Source organism: Paenarthrobacter nitroguajacolicus (assembly GCF_031455195.1).
Lineage (GTDB): Bacteria > Actinomycetota > Actinomycetes > Actinomycetales > Micrococcaceae > Arthrobacter > Arthrobacter nitroguajacolicus_D.
Genome location: NZ_JAVDSH010000014.1, coordinates 83,371 through 103,827, shown reverse-complemented (window position 1 = coordinate 103,827; position 20,457 = coordinate 83,371). Strand labels below are relative to the sequence as shown.

20 protein-coding genes are annotated in these 20,457 nt (G+C 63.5%); 5 read left to right on the top strand and 15 right to left on the bottom strand.

Going from position 1 to position 20,457, the window contains the following annotated elements; translation table 11 throughout:
• Positions 1–796: 796 nt before the first annotated feature.
• Genes rpsN through rpmB form a run of 3 tightly spaced genes read right to left on the bottom strand, consistent with a single transcriptional unit; the run spans position 797 to position 1,510 of the window.
• Complete coding sequence (gene rpsN, locus J2Y68_RS21945; RefSeq protein WP_011776360.1) at positions 797–1,102, bottom strand: 30S ribosomal protein S14; 306 nt, start codon at positions 1,100–1,102, stop codon at positions 797–799.
• A gap of 4 nt (positions 1,103–1,106) precedes the next feature.
• Complete coding sequence (gene rpmG, locus J2Y68_RS21940; RefSeq protein WP_003798558.1) at positions 1,107–1,274, bottom strand: 50S ribosomal protein L33; 168 nt, start codon at positions 1,272–1,274, stop codon at positions 1,107–1,109.
• Entirely contained in the window at positions 1,274–1,510 is a 237-nt protein-coding gene (rpmB, locus tag J2Y68_RS21935; RefSeq protein ID WP_011776361.1) for a 50S ribosomal protein L28, read from the bottom strand. The genes rpmG and rpmB overlap by 1 nt, the downstream gene beginning before the upstream one ends.
• 394 nt (positions 1,511–1,904) lie before the next feature.
• On the opposite strand from rpmB, the gene J2Y68_RS21930 reads away from it, so the two are divergent.
• Genes J2Y68_RS21930 through J2Y68_RS21920 form a run of 3 tightly spaced genes read left to right on the top strand, consistent with a single transcriptional unit; the run spans position 1,905 to position 4,676 of the window.
• Positions 1,905–3,365 carry a ferredoxin reductase family protein gene (locus J2Y68_RS21930; RefSeq protein WP_309997076.1) on the top strand — a complete coding sequence of 487 codons (1,461 nt, stop codon included), beginning with the start codon at positions 1,905–1,907 and terminating at the stop codon, positions 3,363–3,365.
• Positions 3,362–3,886 (top strand): FMN-binding protein, encoded by a 525-nt coding sequence (locus J2Y68_RS21925; RefSeq protein WP_309997074.1) that lies wholly within the window; start codon positions 3,362–3,364, stop codon positions 3,884–3,886. The genes J2Y68_RS21930 and J2Y68_RS21925 overlap by 4 nt, the downstream gene beginning before the upstream one ends.
• Complete coding sequence (locus tag J2Y68_RS21920; protein ID WP_309997072.1) at positions 3,870–4,676, top strand: FAD:protein FMN transferase; 807 nt, start codon at positions 3,870–3,872, stop codon at positions 4,674–4,676. Before J2Y68_RS21925 ends, J2Y68_RS21920 begins: the two co-directional genes overlap by 17 nt.
• Here J2Y68_RS21920 and J2Y68_RS21915 read toward each other — a convergent pair.
• Positions 4,673–5,437, bottom strand: coding sequence for an SGNH/GDSL hydrolase family protein (locus tag J2Y68_RS21915; RefSeq protein WP_309997070.1), 765 nt, complete (start codon positions 5,435–5,437; stop codon positions 4,673–4,675). The two genes, J2Y68_RS21920 and J2Y68_RS21915, sit on opposite strands and share 4 nt — an antisense overlap.
• A gap of 56 nt (positions 5,438–5,493) precedes the next feature.
• Entirely contained in the window at positions 5,494–5,973 is a 480-nt protein-coding gene (locus tag J2Y68_RS21910) for a MarR family winged helix-turn-helix transcriptional regulator (protein WP_017198795.1), read from the bottom strand.
• Between the two features lie 68 nt (positions 5,974–6,041).
• Between J2Y68_RS21910 and J2Y68_RS21905 the strand changes: the two genes are divergently transcribed.
• The gene (locus tag J2Y68_RS21905; protein ID WP_309997067.1) at positions 6,042–6,329 is read left to right on the top strand and encodes a YciI family protein; all 288 of its coding nucleotides are present in this window, start codon (positions 6,042–6,044) and stop codon (positions 6,327–6,329) included.
• On the opposite strand, the gene J2Y68_RS21900 is transcribed toward J2Y68_RS21905, so the two are convergent.
• The 7 genes from J2Y68_RS21900 to J2Y68_RS21870 form a co-directional block, all read right to left on the bottom strand.
• Positions 6,305–7,129 (bottom strand): SGNH/GDSL hydrolase family protein, encoded by an 825-nt coding sequence (locus tag J2Y68_RS21900; protein WP_309997065.1) that lies wholly within the window; start codon positions 7,127–7,129, stop codon positions 6,305–6,307. The genes J2Y68_RS21905 and J2Y68_RS21900 overlap by 25 nt on opposite strands.
• On the bottom strand, positions 7,126–7,947 hold the full coding sequence (locus tag J2Y68_RS21895) for an SGNH/GDSL hydrolase family protein (protein WP_309997062.1): 822 nt from the start codon (positions 7,945–7,947) through the stop codon (positions 7,126–7,128). The genes J2Y68_RS21900 and J2Y68_RS21895 overlap by 4 nt, the downstream gene beginning before the upstream one ends.
• A 213-nt stretch (positions 7,948–8,160) precedes the next feature.
• Positions 8,161–9,216: a siderophore-interacting protein gene (locus J2Y68_RS21890; RefSeq protein ID WP_309997059.1), complete on the bottom strand. Its 1,056-nt coding sequence runs from the start codon at positions 9,214–9,216 to the stop codon at positions 8,161–8,163.
• Entirely contained in the window at positions 9,213–10,037 is an 825-nt protein-coding gene (locus J2Y68_RS21885) for an ABC transporter ATP-binding protein (RefSeq protein ID WP_309997057.1), read from the bottom strand. Before J2Y68_RS21885 ends, J2Y68_RS21890 begins: the two co-directional genes overlap by 4 nt.
• A 1-nt stretch (position 10,038) precedes the next feature.
• Positions 10,039–11,142, bottom strand: a complete 1,104-nt coding sequence (locus J2Y68_RS21880; RefSeq protein WP_309997054.1) for a FecCD family ABC transporter permease — start codon at positions 11,140–11,142, stop codon at positions 10,039–10,041.
• Positions 11,139–12,254, bottom strand: coding sequence for a FecCD family ABC transporter permease (locus tag J2Y68_RS21875; protein WP_309997051.1), 1,116 nt, complete (start codon positions 12,252–12,254; stop codon positions 11,139–11,141). The genes J2Y68_RS21880 and J2Y68_RS21875 overlap by 4 nt, the downstream gene beginning before the upstream one ends.
• 5 nt (positions 12,255–12,259) lie before the next feature.
• Positions 12,260–13,330 (bottom strand): iron-siderophore ABC transporter substrate-binding protein, encoded by a 1,071-nt coding sequence (locus tag J2Y68_RS21870; protein WP_309997049.1) that lies wholly within the window; start codon positions 13,328–13,330, stop codon positions 12,260–12,262.
• A 463-nt stretch (positions 13,331–13,793) separates the two neighbouring features.
• On the opposite strand from J2Y68_RS21870, the gene J2Y68_RS21865 reads away from it, so the two are divergent.
• Positions 13,794–14,294, top strand: coding sequence for an FBP domain-containing protein (locus tag J2Y68_RS21865; protein WP_309997046.1), 501 nt, complete (start codon positions 13,794–13,796; stop codon positions 14,292–14,294).
• Positions 14,295–14,372: 78 nt separating this feature from the next.
• Here J2Y68_RS21865 and J2Y68_RS21860 read toward each other — a convergent pair whose 3' ends face one another.
• From J2Y68_RS21860 to J2Y68_RS21850, 3 genes are read right to left on the bottom strand one after another with little or no spacing between them, the layout of a single operon-like run.
• Positions 14,373–17,828 (bottom strand): ATP-binding protein, encoded by a 3,456-nt coding sequence (locus tag J2Y68_RS21860; RefSeq protein ID WP_309997043.1) that lies wholly within the window; start codon positions 17,826–17,828, stop codon positions 14,373–14,375.
• Complete coding sequence (locus J2Y68_RS21855; RefSeq protein ID WP_309997042.1) at positions 17,825–18,775, bottom strand: DUF4194 domain-containing protein; 951 nt, start codon at positions 18,773–18,775, stop codon at positions 17,825–17,827. The genes J2Y68_RS21860 and J2Y68_RS21855 overlap by 4 nt, the downstream gene beginning before the upstream one ends.
• Positions 18,768–20,225 carry a DUF3375 family protein gene (locus tag J2Y68_RS21850; RefSeq protein WP_211710654.1) on the bottom strand — a complete coding sequence of 486 codons (1,458 nt, stop codon included), beginning with the start codon at positions 20,223–20,225 and terminating at the stop codon, positions 18,768–18,770. Before J2Y68_RS21850 ends, J2Y68_RS21855 begins: the two co-directional genes overlap by 8 nt.
• Positions 20,226–20,457: the final 232 nt, after the last annotated feature.

The following is a 20,457-nucleotide window of genomic DNA, read 5'->3' as shown; positions in this document are numbered from 1 at the left end:
ACGGGGGTGCGCAATGATCCAGCCATAATTTCAACCAATCAATAAAACAATCGGTATCAACAAACTTGGCACACTATTGAGTTCTCAAACAACAGGTCACTATTCCAAAGCACTACCACCAGCCTCAACTGGATCGCTCCGGAGCAACTTTTCAAACTTACCCGATCAACCAGATCTTGGCAAATCAACGTTTCCGTGATTTCTGATCCAGTCTTCGGCCCCACCCAACTCAGGCACGCTCGGAAGCGCACCATATTTCAGGCTGTTTTGAAGGAGGTTGGCCTCCGCGGTTCTCAGCTCCAAGCTGTCTCACTCGCGGCGACTCAGAAGACATTACACGTCAACGACCCCGCACACAAATCGCCCCCAACACCCAGCTCTTCCCCTGCAAACAAGGGCCAAAACCCCCCAAACCTCCTCCCCACCACCAAAAACAACCCCGCATCAGGAGGAGTGAGGCCCGTCACAACAGTCTCCACCCACCACACCGCACGCCAACAGCGAACCACCCCACCGCCGTCGAACGCCAAAGGACCTGAGCGAGCGCCGGGCCCAACCCGGCGGGACCTGAGCGAGCGCCGGGCCCAACCCGGCGGGACCTGAGAGAGCGTCGGAAGGCGGCGGCGGTTATCCGGCAGCGCGCATCCTGGGGAGGAACGACCGAGCGCGCCGAGGATCACCGCCCCCGGCACCACTCACCACGCAACCGCCTCCCTCCGCCACACCCGGAAAGCACGCTTAAACACAAAAAGGGCCGGCAACCATAACGGTTGCCGGCCCTTTCAGAGCTTCGTGATTACCAGGAAGACTTGGTGATGCCCGGGAGCTCACCACGGTGAGCCATGTCGCGGAAGCGAACACGGGAGATACCGAACTTCTGGAGCGTGCCACGGGGACGGCCGTCGATCTGGTCGCGGTTACGCAGACGGATCGGGGAGGCGTTGCGGGGCAGCTTCTGCAGGCCGAGGCGTGCAGCTTCGCGTGCTTCGTCAGTCGCGTTGGGGTCAACCAGGGTCTTCTTCAGTTCGAGACGCTTGGCAGCGTAACGCTCAACAATGACCTTGCGCTGCTCGTTGCGAGCAATCTTGGACTTCTTTGCCATGTGTTTAGCGCTCCTCTCGGAATTCGACGTGCTGGCGGATCTTGGGGTCGTACTTCTTCAAGACCAGGCGGTCAGGGTCGTTACGACGGTTCTTGCGGGTTACGTAGGTGTAACCGGTGCCCGCGGTGGACTTCAGCTTGATGATCGGACGTACGTCCTTGTCCTTTGCCATTAGAGCTTTACTCCTCGTGCCAGGATGTCAGCAACGACTGAGTCGATGCCGCGTACGTCGATGGTCTTGATGCCACGGGCTGACAGGGTCAGCGTGACATTACGGCGCAGGGACGGAACCCAGTAGCGCTTCTTCTGAATGTTCGGGTCGAACCGACGCTTGTTGCGACGGTGCGAGTGCGAAATGCTGTGTCCAAAGCCCGGCTCGGCTCCGGTCACTTGGCAGTGTGCTGCCATGACTCTCCTCCAAAGTTTGAATGTAACGGCGTGCAGATGTTCCTGCGTTACCGTGCGACAGGCAGCGTCCGCATCCGGCCCAAACCATTTCGGTAGTTTCCGCAACTGGTGCGGCGAAGAAGGTTGGCCTCAGGACAGAGCAGTGGAAACCACTGAAACATGTCCTGGGATACCGGGCGAATACAGGAATGCACGCAACTTGAGCCCCTAACTACCGGCCATCGGGAGGTCAGTAGACTGACACTCACCGCCGACCGGAGCAATTGCACACGATCCGCACTACCTAGCGCCTAACTATTCTACGGGCCAAGCCAAATTAAGACCAATCAGGCATCATACGCCCCCTAAAGCTCTTTCACAGCAGAACCAAAGGATGCTTGGCGAGTCTTGAGTCATGACCTCGTTATTGAACCCTGATACGTCAGCGGACAGCATGCCGGCGCCGCCACCGGCGGGGCGGCCACCCGCCGTCGACCGCTTCCGTACCCAATCACGACGGCGGCTGGCCCGGGCAGATTTACTCGGGGCCGCGGGTTGGTTGTCGGGTGCTGCGGCGGTGGCTCTTTGGCTGGCCGATGGCGGGGCCAGCGGCTTCTCGAGCTTCGCTGGAACCATGACTGCCCTTGGTATCGTCGCTGGACTGATCGGCATGGACCTTGTTCTTTTGATGCTGTTACTGGCGGCAAGGATTCCTGTGGTCGACAACGCGATCGGACATGATCGTGCCTTGGAGATCCATAAATCCCTCGGGAAGCCGGCACTCTATCTTCTCCTGGCGCACGGGCTGTTCGTAGCTATTGGATACGGCGCCGCAGAAGGACTTGACCCGTTGAGCGAGTCCATCTCGCTCTGGATCAACGTTCCTGACATGTGGCTGGCTTTTGTGTCCATGGCACTGTTCATCGCTGTCGTGGTGACGTCCCTGGTGGCGGTCCGCCGCAAGTTCCCTTACGAGTTCTGGTATGTGGTGCATCTGCTGACGTACGCGGCTGTTGGTACTGCCATCCCCCACCAGTTCAGTGTGGGCGGGCTGTTTGCCGAAGGGACGTGGCAACGCTGGTATTGGCTGGCGCTGTGCATCGGCACGGGGTTGGCACTGGCCTGGTTCCGCGTATACCAGCCCCTAGCAGCAAGCTTCAGGCACCAACTCACTGTCAGTCGCGTGGTCCGGGTTTCACCGGATGTCTTCAGCATCGAAATGACGGGCAGGAATCTGGAGCGCCTATCCGGGGCTGGCGGCCGGTTCTTCTTGTGGCGCTTCCTGGCACCTGGCCAGTGGTGGCAGTCGCACCCGTTCAGCCTTTCCGCGGAACCAGTCCCCGGAGACCGAAACCGACCCGGCAAACTGCGTATCACTGTCCGCAACCTGGGCGAGGGTTCTGCCCGCCTGGCACGCATCAGGCCGGGAACCAAGGTGGCGATCGAGGGACCTTACGGCTTGTTCAGCACCGCAGCCCGATCCCGCGATGACGTGGTGATGATCGGTGCCGGCATCGGGATCACGCCACTGCGGTCGCTGTTGGAAACCACGCCGTTCGAACCTGGTCACGCGACCGTCCTGATCCGCGGCCATGACGAATCCGAACTCTTTCTTGGGCAGGAAATCATGGCGCTTTGCCAAGCCCGGGGCGTCACCCTCTTCCACCTGCTGGGGCCACGTTCGCACGGCGATCACGCGTGGCTTCCGCGGGAGGTGGCCCAGGCCGGTTTTGGACTCCACTCCTATGTTCAGGGCATCGCGGACGCCGATGTGTATGTTTGCGGCCCGTCCCCTTGGGCGGCGTCCGTTATCCGGGACGTCGAATTGGCAGGCGTCCCCGCGGAGCAACTCCACTACGAAAGGTTCGACTGGTGAGAATTCGAGCAGCCTTGGCAACCGCCGTCGCATTGGCAGGCATTCTTCTGGCCGGCTGGCAGTCCGGCTCGCATATCGCCGAAACCGGCGCGGCGACCACCACCAGCCTCAGTAGCAGCGCAACGAGCGGCGGCACAAGTTCCGGCGGAGGCACCAACACCGGGTCCTCCTCCTCAGGAACCGGCAGCAGTTCCGGTAACACCGGAACCGGCAGCAGTTCCGGCACCAACACGGGAAGTACGACGGCGGCAACTTTCGACGGCACGCAGGTCCAGACCCGCTTCGGGACCGTGCAGGTTCGGGTCACCATCCAGGACGGCAAGATTACCGAAGTCACACCCCTCCAGCTCACGGATGCGGAACGGAAATCCGCGCAGATCAGCAGCCGGGCCGCGCCTGTGCTGAGGTCTGAAGTACTGCAAGCCCAATCAGCCAACGTCCAAACCATCGGCGGCGCGACTGTCACCAGCGACGCTTACCTCACTTCCCTCCAGGCGGCCCTCGATGCAGCAAACTTCTAAAGTGCAGCGGCTCCGGGCCCGTACGTTCCCCAGCATGGGCACCGTGGTGAGCCTGACCGTGGCAAGCACAGCGCCGGCCGAGACCGCCGTCGACGAGGTCGAGTCCGCCGTCGAGGTCGTGGAAGGAATTTTCACCCACCTGGACCTGACGTTCAGCCTTTACAGGGCAGGATCGGAGGCGAGCCGTTTGGACCGCGGTGAGCTGACCCTGGCGTACGCCTCCGAATCAATGCAGGAGCTTTACGCCGAAGCATCCGAGTGGCGGCTCGCGACGGAAGGGGCCTTCACGGCAGAGCGGCCTGATGGCGGTCTGGACCTGTCCGGGATCGTGAAAGCACATGCCATGCGCGAAGCGGCGTTATCGCTGAGGGCACTTGGGTTGCGGGACTGGTGCGTCAACGCCGGCGGGGACGTGCTGGTGAGTGGGTCGCCCGATCCCGGCCACTCAGCCCCGGACACCAAGGAACCGTGGCTTGCCGGCATCGTGGATCCTTTGGACCGGCAGGCGCTATTGGGAGCTTTCCCCTTGAAATCCATGAGCGCCCTGGCAACGTCGGGGTCAGCGGAACGTGGGGAACATATCTGGGCGGTTGGCTCGAACAGGCCGGAATTCGCGCAGGTGTCCGTTGCCGCATCGGACATAGTGACTGCCGACGTCCTTGCAACGGCCATCGTTGCCGGTGGCGCGGGCGCCTTGGATCGGGCCGTGGACAGGTGGGGCGTTGAGGTGCTCGCGGTTCGCCGGGACGGAACCCTTCTTTCGACGCCCGGTTTCAGGAAAGCCGCTTAGAGCGGCCTGACCAGTTGGGCGTACTTCGGGCTCAGGCCGTCCCCCGAAGAGACCCCCCGCAGGCGGCGCGATACCCAGGGTGCAGCAGATTCCCGCAGCCATCGGGCGTTGGCCTTGAGGGACTCCACCCGGTTCGCCAGCCGCAACGGGGCCAGTTCCGGCACCTCGATCACGTGCTCGTGCTCAAGGACGTCCAGCACCCGCTTTGCCATATTGACGTGACCGGCAGTGGACATGTGCATCCGGTCCTCGCCCCACATGCGCCAGTCGTCGTATTCGTCGAATCGCCAGTAGTCCACCAGCAAGGCGCCGTGGTTTTCTGCGATTTCACGGACCAGTTCGTTGTAGATCGCCGTACGCCCGCGCATGGCGCTGAAGACTTTTGAGCCTTTCGCATCAAAGCCAGTGAAGAGGACTACGGTGGCGCCCGTCGCGCTCAACTTAGCGATGCCGGCGTCGTACTCCTCCAAGAGCGAATCGATATCAATCTTGGGCCGCAGGATGTCGTTGGCCCCCGCGTACAGCGTCACCAGGGTTGGATTCATGGCGACGGCGGCATCCACTTGCTCTGCCATGATCTGGCGGAGTTTCCGGCCGCGGATGGCGAGGTTAGCGTAGCCGAAGCCCGCGTTGCTGTGGGCGAGCTGCTGGGCCACAACATCGGCCCAGCCGCGAACGCCGTTGGGACGGGTGGGGTCGTCGTCGCCGACACCCTCTGTGAACGAGTCCCCCAGTGCAACATAACGGGCAGAAAAATCCATGCCGTCAGTTTGCCACTTCACCTGTCACGGCCACAAAGCAGCGTTTATTCGTCCGCTTAGGAGTCCCGAAGGATCCAGTGGTTGTTGTCCAGCCGGGCCACGATCTTTTCACCGATGCGCGCGAGGTCGGCGACGTCGTCCGGGCTCAGCGAATCCAGCATCAACGTGCGCACGGATTCCACGTGTCCCGGGGCAAGGGACACGATGGTGGACATTCCTGCGTCGGTCAGGTGCGCGACCGTGACGCGGGCATCGCCGGGGTGCGCCTGCCGTTCGACCCAGCCGCGTTTCTGCAACTTGGTGACCACATGCGAGAGCCGCGACAAAGAGGCACTTGTCCGCGCAGCGAGCTCGCTCATGGGGAGGTAACGGCCTTCAGTTTCGGAAAGCATGGCCAGCACGTTGTAGTCGAAAAGGGAGAGCTTACCGGCCGACTGCAGCTGGGTGTCCAACGCCGAGGGGAGCAGGGTGTTGATGCTGAGCAGCGCCAGCCAGGCGCGGCGTTCGTCGGCGTTGAGCCAGCGGGGTTGAGTCATGCACCCATCTTATGAGAATCCACAGCTTCCTTAGGTCTCCTTGGCGGCCCAACAGATAGGCTGTGCGCATGTTCGTTGTCTCATTGACCTACAAGGTTCCCGACGAAATTGTCGACTTTCACCGACCCGGCCACATGGCCTGGCTTAAGGAAGCGTTCGACGGCGGGATCTTCCTCGCGTCGGGCCGTCGCGTCCCAGCCACGGGAGGCGTGCTTCTGTCCAAAGTTGACCGGGCCACGCTGGACGCGTCCTTGGCCGAGGACCCGTTCTACAGCAATGGCGTGGCCGACTTCGAGATCATCGAATTCACCGCCACCAGCGTCGCTGAAGGCTACGAAAACCTGCTCGACAGCTGAACTTCCCGGGCTTTTGCGGTACCCAGCCGTTCGGGCAGCACCACGGGCATCAGCTCCGGCCAACGCGCACCCAAGTGGTCGCCGCTTGAGACGCCCCGGAGCCGACGCGAGAACCACGGTCCGACGTCGCGCTTCAGCCAGGCGACGTCGTCGACGATGTTCTTAGCCAAGGACCCCTGACGGGGAACGGCGAGCGCTGGCGGCTGGAGCGAGTGCGGCGCACGCAGGACCTCAAGGACCTTTTTGGCCATATAACTGTGGCCGGGAGAGGCCATGTGCAGGCGGTCCGGAGCCCACATACCAGCGTCCTGGAACTTCTCGAAGCACCAGTAGTCCACCAGGAGCGTCTGGTATTTCGCGGCCAGCCGTCGAATGCTGCGGTTGTAGATAGCCGTGCGGACCTTGAGGGGCTCAAGCAAAGGAGACAAGGGGACGTTGTAGCCCGTGAATAGCAGCAGGGTAGCTCCACTGGCTTTGAGGCGGCTCACGGCATGCTCGTAGTCCCGCATGAGCTGGGCCATGTTCAGCCTTGCCATCAAGAGGTCGTTGCCGCCTGCGTAGAAGCTGACCAACGTTGGACTCATGGCCAGGGCGGGCTCGATTTGTTCGTCGATGATCCGCTGAAGCCGGCGCCCTCGGATGGCAAGGTTGGCGTACTGTGTGCGGTCATCGTGCCGGGCGAGTTCCTCGGCCACCCGGTCCGCCCAGCCACGGCAATTGTTCGGCAGCCTAAGGTCGATGTCGCCAACCCCCTCTGTGAAGGAGTCTCCGAGTGCCACGAACCTGGTCTGTTCCTTCACTGCATTGCCTCCCGGTCTTGCACCAGCTTCTTCAGCCCGCCTTTGCGTGGGACCTTCACAGGCTGCGGCCAGCGTGGGCTGAGGGTGTCCCCCAGCGTGATGCCCCGCAGTTTGCGTCCGAACAAAGGCACCACCCAGTCGTTGACCCAACGGCGCTGCCGGCGTTCCCATTCGCGCACTGACATGCGGGTAGGCGGGTCCCACTCCTTGGGCGAGATCTTGTGCGGCACGTTGAGGTGGTCCAGGACCTGGGCGGCCAGGTATTTGTGGCCGGCCTTGGACATGTGGAGCCGGTCCGGGGCCCACATCCGTGAATCCTTGTAGGCGTCGAAGCACCAGTAATCAACCAGGACGGCATCGTATTTGGCTGCGATGTCGCGAACGCGTTGGTTATAGAGGGTGTTGCGCTTCTTGAAGGGCTCCAGCACGGCGGACACCTTCACATCAAAGCCGGTGAACAGCACCAACGTAGCGCCTGTTCCGCTCAACCGCGCGACCAACAGTTCGTAGTCATTCAGGAGCGCATCCATGTCGGTTCCGAAGTCGAGGATGTCGTTACCGCCGGCGTACAGCGTGATCAGCGTCGGTTCCATGGACAGCGCGGGCTCGAGCTGTTCGTCGATGATGTGCCGGAGCCTCTTGCTGCGCACGGCCAGGTTGGCGTACTCCCAGCCCGGCTCGGCCTTGGCCAACTTCTCGGCCACCCGATCGGCCCAGCCACGGACCCCATTGGGCAGGATCTTACTCGGGTCCCCCACGCCTTCGGTGAAGGAATCCCCCAAGGCGACAAACCGCCGTCGTACGTTCTCCCCAGCCACCACCTGCCCGACGCTACCGCCGCGCGGTTAAGTGCGAGCCAACCCCAAGTGAACTCGGGAAACGGGATGTGAGAGAGCGTCAGCGGGAAGCAGGAGGCATGTGAGAGAGCGTCGGAAGTGGGCCGGTTGGCGGGCATCCGGCAGCGCGCGTCTAAGGGAGGAACGACCGAGCGCGCAGAGGATGGCTGCCAAGCGGCCACCCAGCGGAGAGGATCAGCCCTCGGCTTTGCCCCGCCGCCAGTACCCCATGAACGCAACTTGCTTGCGGTCGATGCCCACATCCCGCACCAGGTACCGCCGCATTTCCTTGATGACGAACGCCTCGCCTGCAATCCAGGCGTAGAACGGCAGCGCGCCGGCGGGCAGCGTGGGGTTCTTGGTGGCTTCGATGGCTGCGGCGTCCATGCGTTGGGGGGTCTCCCAGAGGATGTCCTGGTCCACGTTGACGTCTTCGGGCTCGGGGCCGGCGGCCGTCCCGGTCCCTTTGAGGCCTACCCAGCCGGGCACTGGTACGGCTTTGGCCACGGCTTCTTTGAGGAGCTCGCCGTGCGGACGGGATCGTCCGATGGCCGCACCTCGGGCCAGCCACGTGATTTCGATGTCGGCGGCCGTGGAGATGTCCTGGAAATCTGCCGCCGAGGGTACTTCGAGGAACGCGTGGCCGGTCATGTCGGCGGGGAGGCTTTCCAAAATGGCGCTGATGGCGGGCACCGCGGTTTCGTCGCCCGCGAGGAGGACACGCTGGGCGAGGCCGGGTCGCCATTCGATGCCACCGTAGGCGCCGGCCGTGGTGCACTGTGCTGCGCGGTTGTTGGGTCCGATGATGGTGAGCGCGTCACCGGGTTTCGCGGCTACGGCCCAGTTGGCTGCGGGCCCGCCGTGGCCGTCGTCGTCGAAATGCATGACGAAATCGATGTCGATTTCGGGGTACACGGCGTCGAGTCTTTCGGAGCGGACCGTGTAGGTGCGCATGTCCCCGCGGACGGCGGGATCCATGGCCAGCCATTCCCGGTACCAGCCGGCTTCTTCCATCTTGAAGGGTGGCAGCGGAATCTGCTGCCCGGAGGCGTCGAAGGAGGGAATCATCAGCTTCACCCGCAGGTCCAGGGTGTCCCCTGCTACGCCAAAGTCGCGCAGGGAGTAACCGCCAAACGTGATCCGGCGGAAGTTGGGGCTCAGCTCCTGCACGGCCGTAACGGTGACGTCGAAGGCGAGGGTCATGGGTTCCACTGCGGCACTTGCCTTAGCCTGGGTGGGTTGTGCACTCATGAGGCGATCTCCAGTTCGTTGGTTGAAGCGGGGCGAGCATGGTGGCGTCCGATGGGGACGATCAGCGGTGTACCTGAAATTGGGTCCGGAACCACACGGGATTCCAAGCCGAAGACGTTGAACACGAGTTCCTCGGTCACCACTTCCGGGGCGGGACCTTCGGCTACGATGCACCCGCCCTTCATGGCGATGACGTGGTCTGCATAGCGGGCGGCGAGGTTGAGGTCGTGAAGCACAATGGCCACCGTGGTGCCGCGGCTACGGTTGAGGTCGGTAATCAGGTCCAGGACTTCAACCTGGTGCGCGAGGTCCAGGTAGGTAGTGGGTTCGTCCAGGAGCAAGACGTCGGTTTCCTGGGCCAGGGCCATGGCGATCCACACACGCTGGCGCTGCCCGCCGGACAGTTCGTCGATGCTTCGCTCAGCGAGTCCAAGCGTGTCGGTGGCGTCGAGCGCGCGCTGCACTGCGGCGTCGTCCCTCGCGCTCCAGCTGCGGAAGAAGCCTTGGTGCGGATACCGCCCGCGGCCCACGAGGTCGCGCACGGTGATGCCGTCAGGGGCGGTGGGGTGCTGCGGAAGCAGGCCGAGCGTGCGGGCGAGTTCGCGTGCGGGACGGGTGTGGATGTCCTTGCCGTCGAGCGTCACGGTGCCGCCGGCTGGCTTCAGGAGCCGTGAGAGTCCGCGAAGGAGCGTGGATTTGCCGCAGGCGTTGGCGCCCACGATCATAGTCACTTTGCCCTCGGGGATCTCAGTGGTGAGCCCCTCCACCACCTTGCGTGCCTCGTATTGGAGCGTAAGGTCCTTGGCATTAAGGACGGCCATCTCAGGCCTCCTTTCGGTTCGACGTGACCAGCAGCCACAGCAGGAAGGGTGCACCGAGGGCGCCTGTGATGACGCCGACCGGGAGGACGGTTCCGTCGAGGATGACGGGGGCAATATTGGAAGCGAAGAAATCTGCGAGCAGCACGATCAGCGCACCGGTGAGGGCCGACGCCGGGAGGCTGGGTTTGCGGACGACGCGGCGGGCGATGGGGCCGGCGAGGAACGCGACGAATGCTACCGGGCCGGCCGCGGCGGTTGCGACGGCGGCAAATCCGACGGCGGTCAGCACCAGTCCCAGCCGGGTTGCGTTGACCTTGATGCCAAGTCCGGCTGCAGCGTCATCACCGAGTTCGAGGATCCGCAACGGGCCAGCCAGTGCAATGACAGCAGGGATCAGGACCAGCAACGAGACTGCGAGAACTCCGGCACGGTCCCAGGTGGAGGAGTTCAGGGAGCCGTTGAGCCAGATGAGGGCGTCGGCGGCCGTGCGGATATCTGCGCGGGTCATGAGGAAGTTGACCACCGCGTGGAGGGCTGCGGCGATCCCCACTCCGGCGAGGATGAGGCGGTTGCCTGCCGCGTTGCCCCGGCTGCCACCGCCCGAGCCTGAGCCAGTGCCTCGGGAGATTGCGTAGATGATGGCTGCGACACCGAGCGCTCCGCCCAGCGCAGCCCAGGAAACAACAGCGCCGGACGCGCCGAAGATCACGATCGCCGTCACGGCTGCCGCGCTGGCGCCGTAGCTGATGCCGATGATGTCCGGGCTTGCCAGCGGGTTCCGGAGCATGGTTTGGAACAGCGCCCCGGCAAGGCCGAACGCGATGCCGATCATGGTTCCAACTACGGCGCGTGGCAGTTTGTGCTCCATGACGATGAAGCTAGCGCCGGGGATTTTCTCCCCACCGGTCAAGTGGTTGATGACGATGGTGAAGAAGTCCGGAATGGTCACTGTGTAGCTGCCCAGGAGGACGTACACGGCGAACACGACCACGAGGGCCAGCCCAAGGAAGAAGGTGGGGCTCGGTACTCGCCGAAGTGACAATTGATGAAGGTGTTTGGGGGCAGTAAGTTCCAACTCGGTGGGGAGCTTGTGGACGGTGCTCATAGCCCGGCCCCCTTGCCACGGCGGATGAGCCACACGAAGACAGGCGCGCCGATGATTGCGGTCATGATGCCCGCCGGAACCTCGCCGGGGAGCAAGATCACGCGGCCAATAATGTCGGCGGTGATGAGCAGAATGGGTGCCGAGACCAAGGAGAAGGGAAGGATCCAGCGGTAGTCGGGTCCAGTAAGGGAGCGGACGGCGTGCGGGATGACCAAGCCGAGGAAGCCGATCGGTCCAGCCAGCGCAGTGGCTGATCCGCAGAGGAGCACAATGCCTAGTCCGGTGATTCCGCGGGCCAAGGCGACGTTCTGGCCGAGGCCACGGGCGATGTCGTCACCCAGGGCGAGGCTGTTCAGGACGCGGCCACCCGCGAGGATGATCACTGCCCCGACGGCAAGAAACGGCAATGCGGGGAGGAGGACGGACCAGTCACGACCTCCGATGCTGCCTACCTGCCAAAAGCGGAAACGGTCGAAGGTGTCCTGGCTCGAAACCAGAATGACGTTCATCAGAGAGAACAGGCCGGCGCTCAAGGCCGCACCCGCGAGGGCGAGTTTGACCGGCGTCGCACCGTCACGTCCCAAGGACGCAACGGCATAAACAACGACGGCGGCCGCTGCGGCGCCGATGAAAGCGAACCAGATGTAGCCCGACAGCGAGCCGACACCGAAAACGTAGATACCCACCACCACCGCGAGGGCTGCACCGGCGTTCAGTCCAAGGATGCCGGGGTCGGCCAACGGGTTGCGGGCCACGCCCTGCATGGCTGCGCCGGCCAAGCCAAGTGCGGCTCCGGCCAGGAGTCCAAGGACGGTGCGGGGAATACGGGCGATAACTACCGCGTGGTTGCCGTCTGCGGGATCGAAGTTGGTGAGGGCTTCCCACACGGCGTTAAGGGGAAGTCCGCGTGCGCCGATCGCCAAGGAGGCGGCGCATACTGCGGCGAGTACGACGACGGCCACCAGCAGCCACGCAGAGCGCTTGGCTGTGGCACCCCGGGAACCGGTGACAGCTCCGGTTCCCTTGCCATCAGGGGTGATGCCTCCCGGGCCGGCCGCCACCAAAGTGCCGTCGCCCCGCCCCTGAAGTGCCGTCGTCGTACTCATCTTCATCGCAGTTACTTACCTGCTGCGTCTGCTGCTTTACCCAGCTGCGGCAGGAAGGTGTCCAGCGCCCACGGCAGGCTCAGCGGCGAGGAAGCCGAGATGGAGAGCGTCAGGGTCTGGTCCGAATCGGCAACCAGCGCGCCCTTCTTGATGGCGGGGATCTGGCCGAGCAGCGGGTCGGCCTTGATGGCGTCCGCCGTGGTGGCATCCGGAACCCAGGTCACGAAGACGTCGGACTCGAGCTCGTTGGCCTTCTCAGCGGACCACGGGATGAAGAATTCGGTCTTGCTCTTGGTGTTCTGCTCCACCACCGGAGCGAGTTTCATGCCGATTTCCGAGAGGAAACGGGGACGGTTGTCGATGGCGGTGTAGACGTTGGCGCCGTCACCCTTGGCGGGCTCAAGGTTGCCGTAGATGAAGGTCTTGTCCTTGATCTGCGGGTACTTGGACACCTTGTCCTCGACGGTGGCTTCGGTGTCTTCGATCAGCTTCTTGGCTTCGGCTTCCTTGCCCAGTGCCTTGCCGATCAGCGTGGTGCTTTCCTGCCACGGCGTGCCGTAGGCGAGCTCCGGCTGCGCCACAACGGGGGCGATTTCGCTGAGCTTCTTATAGTCAGCTTCTTCCAGGCCCGAGTAAGCGGCCAGGATAACGTCCGGGTTGAGCTTGGCGATTTCGGTGAAGTTGATGCCGTCTGCCTCGGAGAACTGGACCGGAGCCTTGTCGGTTCCAAAGCCGGCGCCGAGCTTCTCCAGTGCTGCGTCCTTCCACGGGGTGGAGCCCTTGTCGTTATTGCCCCATTCGTTCTTCGGAACGCCAACCGGGACAACGCCCAGGGCGATCGCGACGTCATCGTTGACCCACGAGACAGTGACTACGCGCTTGGGCTGTTCCTTGATGGTGGTCTCACCAAAGACGTTTTTGATGGTTACCGGGAAAGCTGCGGATTCTGCCTGCTCGGTTGCCGGAGTGGAGGTTGCCGGGCCAGTGGAGCAGCCGGTGAGGGTGAGGGCGACGGCGGCAAGCGCGGCCGTCGCGGTACCTGCTGTTTTGAGCAGGGCGCGGCGTGGGAGAAGGGAAGCCACGGGACTCCTTAGGTAAGTGATGCGAACCTAAGTAAGGCTAGCCTAGCCTGACGAGAATTAAGAAACATTTACGTCACCTATTCCCAATTGAGGCGCAGATCACAGCCCCGACGCTCACTCACATCCCACCCCCTGCACCCCGCCCCTCACTCACATTGGGTGGACAGCGCCCCCCGGCTTTTGGGAGGATAGCGGCAGCGGACTACCGCTTCCACGGAAAACGACGAGGGGTTGAGCATGCGCACTGCATCAGTTGCTGCTGCCACGGTTAGCGAGGTGGCCACTTTGGCCTGCTTGGCACTCCCCCATACGTCGGCATCCCTCTAGGCATTTCAGGCATCACGGACCGCCCCGGCTTATAGCGGGCGCGCGTTGCTGTGCCCTTCGCGCTGATGACCGACGTACCGAGCCATCCCGCGCCATCTTCGGCGCGGGCGTCGACCATTTCCAAGGAAGCATTGCCATGCAGAAAATCACTGCCCAACAGGTCCGTTCATCCTTTATCAACGCCAGCCGTTCCGAGGCTGCGAAACTCAACCTCCCCTCCACCTTTGACACCCTCGACTGGGAGAACCTCGAGTTCCTGGGTTGGCGGGACGAGAAGATGCCGCAGCGTGGATACCTTGTAGTTCACCACCAGGGAAAGCTCACCGGAGTGCTGCTCCGGGCGCCTGAGGGTGGATCCGGGAAAAGACGCGTGGTGCTTTGCGAACTGTGCCGCGACGTGTTCTCCAAAGAGGACGTCTACCTGTGGGTCGCCAAGAAGGCCGGGCAATCCGGCAAGGACGGGAACACGGTGGGAACCCTGATTTGTGCTGAGTTCGGCTGCAGCGCCAATGTGCGCAAGGAACCACCCGTCAACGAGATCAACCCGGACCCGGCCGTCGTCGTACTCCGGCAGATCGCCGGGCTGGAGTCCCGGACGGCGCTGTTCCTTGACCGGGTCCGCGGCGACTCAAAGTAGCGCCCAGGAACAACGCGGGGTCACTTTTGGCCCATAAAGGGCCTCCCAAAGGGCCATAAGTGACCCCGCGTTGCTTTTCTAGCGCAGGACGATGTCCACAGGGTTTGCCTCTGACCGCCAGGCCCCAGGCTCGCCGGGTCCGGCGATGACTGGCGCTGTGAGCACACCCGAGCGGTTGGTCCGCTTGTCCCGCAGGATTTCAGTGACGGAGCCAAGGTGCCGGGACAGGTCGATCACGTTTTCAGGAGCAGCCAACAGCAACTGGAAGCCGAACTCGTGAAGGGCCTTGATGCCGGCACCAGCGAACTCCTCCGAGGCCAGCACGAACGCTTCGTCCATCATCACGGTGCCGTACGTCGTGAACCCCTGCTCTGCAATGCCCAGCTGGTAGCTCAGCGCAGCAGCCATGATGAACGCCGTAAAGCGCTGGCGCTCACCGCCGGACATGGAGCCGGTATCAGCATGCATGAAGACTTCGGTCTTCTTCTTGCCGGCCTTGCCGGACTTCGCAGGCACCTCCCGGTGTTCCTTGCATTGGATGAACAAATGCCCGCGAACGTCCAGCACCTCGGCACGCCACCGACGATCCTCCGGCGTCTGCGATCCGAGCCGCTTAACCAGGGTTTCGAGCGACTTATAGCGGGCGGTGAGCTCCGCATCGTCGTCGTTTTCGGTTGTCGGCGAAGCGCCGCGTGACGGCCGGGTGTGCTTGGCCTTCAAAGCGTTCTGGATTGCGTCCTTGAACACCTTGGCGGTCGGGGGGAGGGTCTGCTTGATGTCCAGTTCCAGGAAGCTGCCCTCATGGAAGTTCACCTGCGACAGAATCCCGTTGAGCGGGAGGATGCGGCTGGTGATGCTGCGGCGTTCCTCATCCAGCAAATGCAGCAGCGTGCTGAAAGACTCGTGCGTGCGCTGGTTGAAGAACCGCCGGAACTCGGCTTCCTGCGCCGGCAAACCATCGCTCACGATCGCGTGGTAGCGGGATTCGAAATCGCCGGCAGCGCCGATTGACGTGCCGTGGTCCGCGCTGATGGCACTCCCCCAGTCGCGGACGAAAGCCTCGAACATGCGAGTCAGCCGCTCGGCTGTCGCCTGGCCGCGCGACTCCGCACCGCGAAGCTCATCGAGCAGCGTGTTCCGGACGCTGTTTGCGAGATTGTCCAGCTCGTACAGCTCAGACACCTCCGCGGCACCCGCGAAGTACGGCTCCAGCGCGGTGACAGTAGAGGCCGACGGCGGCGCCTGCTCAAGCTTCAGCCTCGCCGCATCGAGCAGGCCGTCAGCGGTGGTCATCTGATGGTCAAGCGCCTTGTATTCGCTCTGCAGCACAGCGGCCGCACCTGTTGAGGACTGGTGCTTTTCGCGGACTGCCTCGATGGTGGCCCGCAGTGGTTCAAGGTCTGCCTGGGCTGCCAATGCATCCGTCAGGCGCTGTTCGATCCGGGCCAGCTCATCCGCAGCAACTGCCGCGGAAACCTGCTCCCACGGCCGCTCGTCTTCAGCAACCCGGCGGAGCGCTTCGAGCTGGCGGGCCATGCCCTGGTGTGAGTCTTCGCGACTCTGCGCCAACTCCGCAGCCTTGGCCAACTCGTTTTCGAGTTCTCCGACGCGGGCTGCGACAAGTTCGAGTTTCGAAGCGTTGTCGAAGCCGAGCACGTAATCCTGACGGCTGGTGAACCGGTCGTCCTTCTCCACGGTGTGCCGGTTGCGTTTCACCACCCCGCCCAGGCTGAGACCCTTGTCCATTGAGGCCAGTTCGTCCGGATTCTCCACGCACGGGTACGCGAAGTCCAAGGCGATCCGCTCGCGGATCCATTCCCCGGCGTCGGCATTGGCGCCCGAGGTGAGGATGCTCAACTTAGTCAACAGGTCGCCGTCGGACACGTCCTCCACAGCCAGGGCGCCGCCGGCCAGGGGTTTGGACACGTCCACCGCGCGCAGGGCCCCGCGGACGGTGTTGTCGTTCAAGTACCGGGTGACCGCCGCGAAGTGTTCGCCCGGAACCAGCAACGTGGTGGCCAGGTTCCGCAACGCGCGCTCGGCTGCGGGGCGCCACTGATCCTGCCCCTCGGCGAGGTCGATCAGCTCGCCGCCGAACGGCATCCGCTCTTCCGGGACACCAGTCGCCGCTGCGATGGCGGCCCGGTTTTCAATGCTCGACGGCGGCAGCAACGACTTGCGCGACCGCAACGACAGCAGTTCCTGCTGGGCAGCCGCCAGCTCACGCTTCTTGGTGGCATGGCCATCGAAAGCTTCAAAGCGGAGTTCCTTCAAGGCCTCCGAATCATCCTTCAACTCAGCAGACCGGGCGGCTGCCTGCTCATGCGCCTGATCCCAGCCCTCGGCGGACCATTCAAGGTTCAGGCCGGCGTCAGCCAACGCCTTCTTGGCCGAATCCTCCACCTGCTGGCGCAGCTTCAAGCCAACCCTGGCGTTCTCCAGCGACTGCTCTATGGCCGAAATGGCGTTGCCGCCCCGGTTGTTGTAGTCCAGCTCAAGGTCGCGGAGCTCCTTGGAGAGGGCATCCCGGACCGTACGCTCGGCGGCCAGCTCCTGCGCTTTGGACTGCGCAAGCTCCTTGAACCGGGCCAGCGTCTTGGCATGCACTGTGACGGCAAGCTGCTGCTTATATGCCTCAAACTCCTCGCCGGCCAACTCCCGGAGGCGGTTCGCGTCCAGCAACGCCTGTGCGTACTCCTTGTTCAACCCAGGAACCGGTGCCAGCTGGTCACGCTGCTGCCGGACGTCCTCCAGCCGCTGCCGAATGGACATCAGGTTGCTGAACTCTTCCACCACATCGTCCGCGGCCGCCAACGTGGTCGGCGCGTCAAGAACCTGCTCGCGGAAGAACGTGTTCACGCTGCCGCCCAAGCCCTTACCGGCCTGGATCACCCGAAGCAGCGGCAACGCCTGGTCCGAATTGATGCCCAGGAGCCTGCGGAAACGCTCCGCGAACGCCTTGTGGACATCGAACACCTGGCCGTCCGGAAAAATCCCCTCCAGCGCACCCTTGGTGAAGCGCTTCTGCGCTATCCCCTCGATGGCTTCAAGGTCCAAAGGCTTGCTGTCGATGACATAGAAACGCCCCACGCTGGATTCCGTGCCGTTTTTCGGCAGGTCAAACAGCGCGGACACCGTCACCTTCGTGCCGGCTGCGTTATCAAACGTCAGCGCGACGGCGGACCACGTGGCACCCGGCCGCTGGAAGGCACTGGCCGAGCTATCGCCCACCGCCTTATCACCGACCTTGCCGCGCATGTACGTGAACGTGGTCCTCTTGTCCTCCACAGCGCCGCCGGAACGCTGGGCCGCGGCCTCATTGGAGCGCGGGCGGGCATCGAATACGCGAAGCATGGCATCGAAGAGCGTGGACTTGCCAACGCCCGAGTTGCCCGTCAGGAGGGTGCCCTTGCGGTCGACGTGCATGGTGTGGGCGCCATGGAACGTGCCCCAGTTGACCACCTGCACCAACGCCAAACGCATCTGGCCGGGGTTCGTGAGCTCGCCGAGCGGGAGCATGCTTGCGATGGTCACTTGGCTTGTCCTTCAGTTGTTGCGTCCCCGGCGGTACCAGACACATGCTCCTCATGCTCGGTCGTTCCTCCCTTGGACGCATGCTGCCGCATGTCTCCGGCATCGCCGCTTGTGCGGTCCCCTGCCTCGGCGTCGTTCCCAGAGTCGTCGTCGTCGCTGGAGTCGGAGTCAGGGTCCAGGTCCAGGAGGGGTTCTGTGCCTGATTCGTCGGCGGCTACTGCCACGAGCGCTTCGATTTGGGCCGGGATGTCGCCGATGTTTTCGAAGGGCAGTGCCAGGGGCAGCGCGTTGCTGATCGTGTAGCTGTCGTCCAAGGGCGTGGGGAGGAGCAGTTGGCGGGCCAGGAGTTTGGTGATGGTGCGGGTGACCACGTCGGAATCGCGCAGGGCATCCTGTTGGCCGGCGGGGGTGTAGTTGGCCACCAGGTCCGAGATCTCCTCACGGGTGATCGTCGGGTCCGTCTGGGCAGTGACGTGGCGGTCCAGGAGGAGGCGGAGCCTCAACAGCACAATGGTTTCGACGCGGCTCAAGGCACGCTGCTGACGGAGGATGCTGGAGCGGGAGCTTGCGCCGATGATCTCCGGATCGACGGGGCGGAGGACAGCGATTTTGCGGTCGTGGTCCAGCTGCAAGGTGAGGAAGAGTTCCGAGAGTCGGCTGCGGAGAATCAACTGGTTGTCCAGCAGGGTGGTCCACAGCTTCTCCTCCCGGCCGCCATCAATGTACGGGCCTTTGAGGAGCTTCACCAATGCTTGGCGGACCTTCATGGGGAGCACGCCCGTATCGCCCGGGAACAAGGCAGCACCGTCGACGAAGGAGTCGCGCGGGGTGACCCGGAACGGATCGGCATGGCTGGCTTCCACGGTGACCCCCTCCGGTACGGTGACCTCGCCCGCGTCGGTGATATCCGTCGTCGTGATTTCCTCAGTCGTGATTTCCTCAGTCATCAGAATCCTCATTCAGCGTGACGACAGGCAGGTACGCAGTGCGGATGCTGCCGTCGATTTGTTCGAAGTCAATGTGTTCCCAGGCGGCGCGGTCGAAGGCAGCGCCCGACTGGAGTGCAACGGAGAGCAGGGTACGGACAGTGTTGATGTGCCGTTCCTCGGCGGGGAGGTTCTCCCATGCCTCGGCCAAGGTGGCGGATCCCGCCATCGCGGCCCGGACAACCGCGGGTTTGGCCTTGCCGGTGCGGGCCGAGCGAACCCGGTCCGAGTCGCTGAAAGCGATGGGATCGGCCAGGCGCGGAGGCGTGGCGAACTCGTCGGGGTCGAACAGCTTGACCATGGCCAGCGACTCGAACCCGGCGTTGAACAGGACAGGTCCACGGACCAGGCCGGGCCGGTCGCGCTCGTAGGGCAGTGAGCGGATAGCTTGCTCGGCCTCGGCGAGGACCTTGCGCAAGCTGACCGACTGCCGCACGTCGTCGCTTTGAATGTACGTGTTGAGGCTCTCCGAGAGCTTGCCGTAGATCCGCTGGATTTGGCTGTGCTGATACCGCAACTCCGCCACGAGGTTCTTGAGGGTTTCGCGATCCTCAGGGGAAAGGTCGTCCGCGAACTGCCGGCTCAGCACTTCGCCGATTGCCGACCGGAAGCGCAGCTGCTGCTGCGGGTCTTCCAGGAAAGCCGTGAAAGAGCGGAAAGTGCGTCCCTCGGGGCTTTGCCGCAGCCGCTTGTCGGCCTCCAGGACCTGGGCCATGGTGGCACCCTTGCTCAACGACTCCTCGATGATCTGGTTGCGGAGTTCGCCCACCAGTTCCTCGATACGGTCACGCATCTTCTTGTAGTCCGCGGGCAGGCTGGCGGCGAGGTCCAGGATGTTGCCGGCAGCTTCCACGGCTTCCTCGTCGTCAAGCAGGCCATCGAACTCGCCTGAACTGATGTCCTCCACGAGTTGCTGGCGTTCCTGGATCTCCTCTTCGAGGGCTTCCAGTCGGGCGCTCTGATCCGGGTTGGTCTCGTTGGCGAGCTTCTCCACGTCGCCCAACAGGGTGCCCAGCCGCGAACCATTGAGCGTGGACCGCTCGCTCGACAGGCTGTCAAGGAATGCCAGCACGCGGGCCGCAGGTTCTGTGACTTCGTAGACGATCTGGCCCGACTGGTTGCGACGGGTCAGGAATTGCTTGCGGGTCCATTCGTCACCGAACAGCTTGCCGTTCTGCTGGCCGCCCAGCGCCGGGTCCTGCCGGCGGAGCTGCTCAAGGAAGGCGTCGACGTCGGCATGGAACTCTTCGAGCGGAAGCTGCGGCCGGGTGCGGGTGAAGGATGCCTGAAGCACCGCGATCACCCACGGCGCGGACCGCGTCAGAGCCCATGCCGGGCCCTTGGTTAACAGTTCGAGATCACGGAGCCTCGCACCGATGGCGTCCGCTGAGGACATGGCTGAACGGGACAACTACTCTCCTTCAGCTGCTGCGAAACCTGGCTGGCAGCGGAAACTGCCCCGTACAAGGTTAACGCAGAGCGTCGCGGGGGCGTCGGGCGGCACTGAAGTACCGCCGTCGAACGCGCGGCGCGGGCCGCTGTCGCAACCATTCCGTAACCTACCGTCTGGTATGGTTTCGATCCCGTATCAACGCGTCCGCGGCGCGCGTCTGCACTGGCCGGAATGCGCCCCCACCCCTAAT

Excerpts from the sequence above, each read along its gene's own strand:
- J2Y68_RS21890 (WP_309997059.1), bottom strand. The coding sequence starts at position 9,216 with ATGAGTGCACAACCCACCCAGGCTAAGGCAAGTGCCGCAGTGGAACCC.
- J2Y68_RS21885 (WP_309997057.1), bottom strand. The coding sequence starts at position 10,037 with ATGGCCGTCCTTAATGCCAAGGACCTTACGCTCCAATACGAGGCACGC.
- J2Y68_RS21880 (WP_309997054.1), bottom strand. The coding sequence starts at position 11,142 with ATGAGCACCGTCCACAAGCTCCCCACCGAGTTGGAACTTACTGCCCCC.
- J2Y68_RS21855 (WP_309997042.1), bottom strand. The coding sequence starts at position 18,775 with ATGACTGAGGAAATCACGACTGAGGAAATCACGACGACGGATATCACC.
- J2Y68_RS21875 (WP_309997051.1), bottom strand. The coding sequence starts at position 12,254 with ATGAAGATGAGTACGACGACGGCACTTCAGGGGCGGGGCGACGGCACT.
- J2Y68_RS21905 (WP_309997067.1), top strand. The coding sequence starts at position 6,042 with ATGTTCGTTGTCTCATTGACCTACAAGGTTCCCGACGAAATTGTCGAC.
- rpsN (WP_011776360.1), bottom strand. The coding sequence starts at position 1,102 with ATGGCAAAGAAGTCCAAGATTGCTCGCAACGAGCAGCGCAAGGTCATT.
- rpmB (WP_011776361.1), bottom strand. The coding sequence starts at position 1,510 with ATGGCAGCACACTGCCAAGTGACCGGAGCCGAGCCGGGCTTTGGACAC.
- J2Y68_RS21865 (WP_309997046.1), top strand. The coding sequence starts at position 13,794 with ATGCAGAAAATCACTGCCCAACAGGTCCGTTCATCCTTTATCAACGCC.
- J2Y68_RS21920 (WP_309997072.1), top strand. The coding sequence starts at position 3,870 with ATGCAGCAAACTTCTAAAGTGCAGCGGCTCCGGGCCCGTACGTTCCCC.
- J2Y68_RS21915 (WP_309997070.1), bottom strand. The coding sequence starts at position 5,437 with ATGGATTTTTCTGCCCGTTATGTTGCACTGGGGGACTCGTTCACAGAG.
- J2Y68_RS21910 (WP_017198795.1), bottom strand. The coding sequence starts at position 5,973 with ATGACTCAACCCCGCTGGCTCAACGCCGACGAACGCCGCGCCTGGCTG.
- rpmG (WP_003798558.1), bottom strand. The coding sequence starts at position 1,274 with ATGGCAAAGGACAAGGACGTACGTCCGATCATCAAGCTGAAGTCCACC.
- J2Y68_RS21930 (WP_309997076.1), top strand. The coding sequence starts at position 1,905 with ATGACCTCGTTATTGAACCCTGATACGTCAGCGGACAGCATGCCGGCG.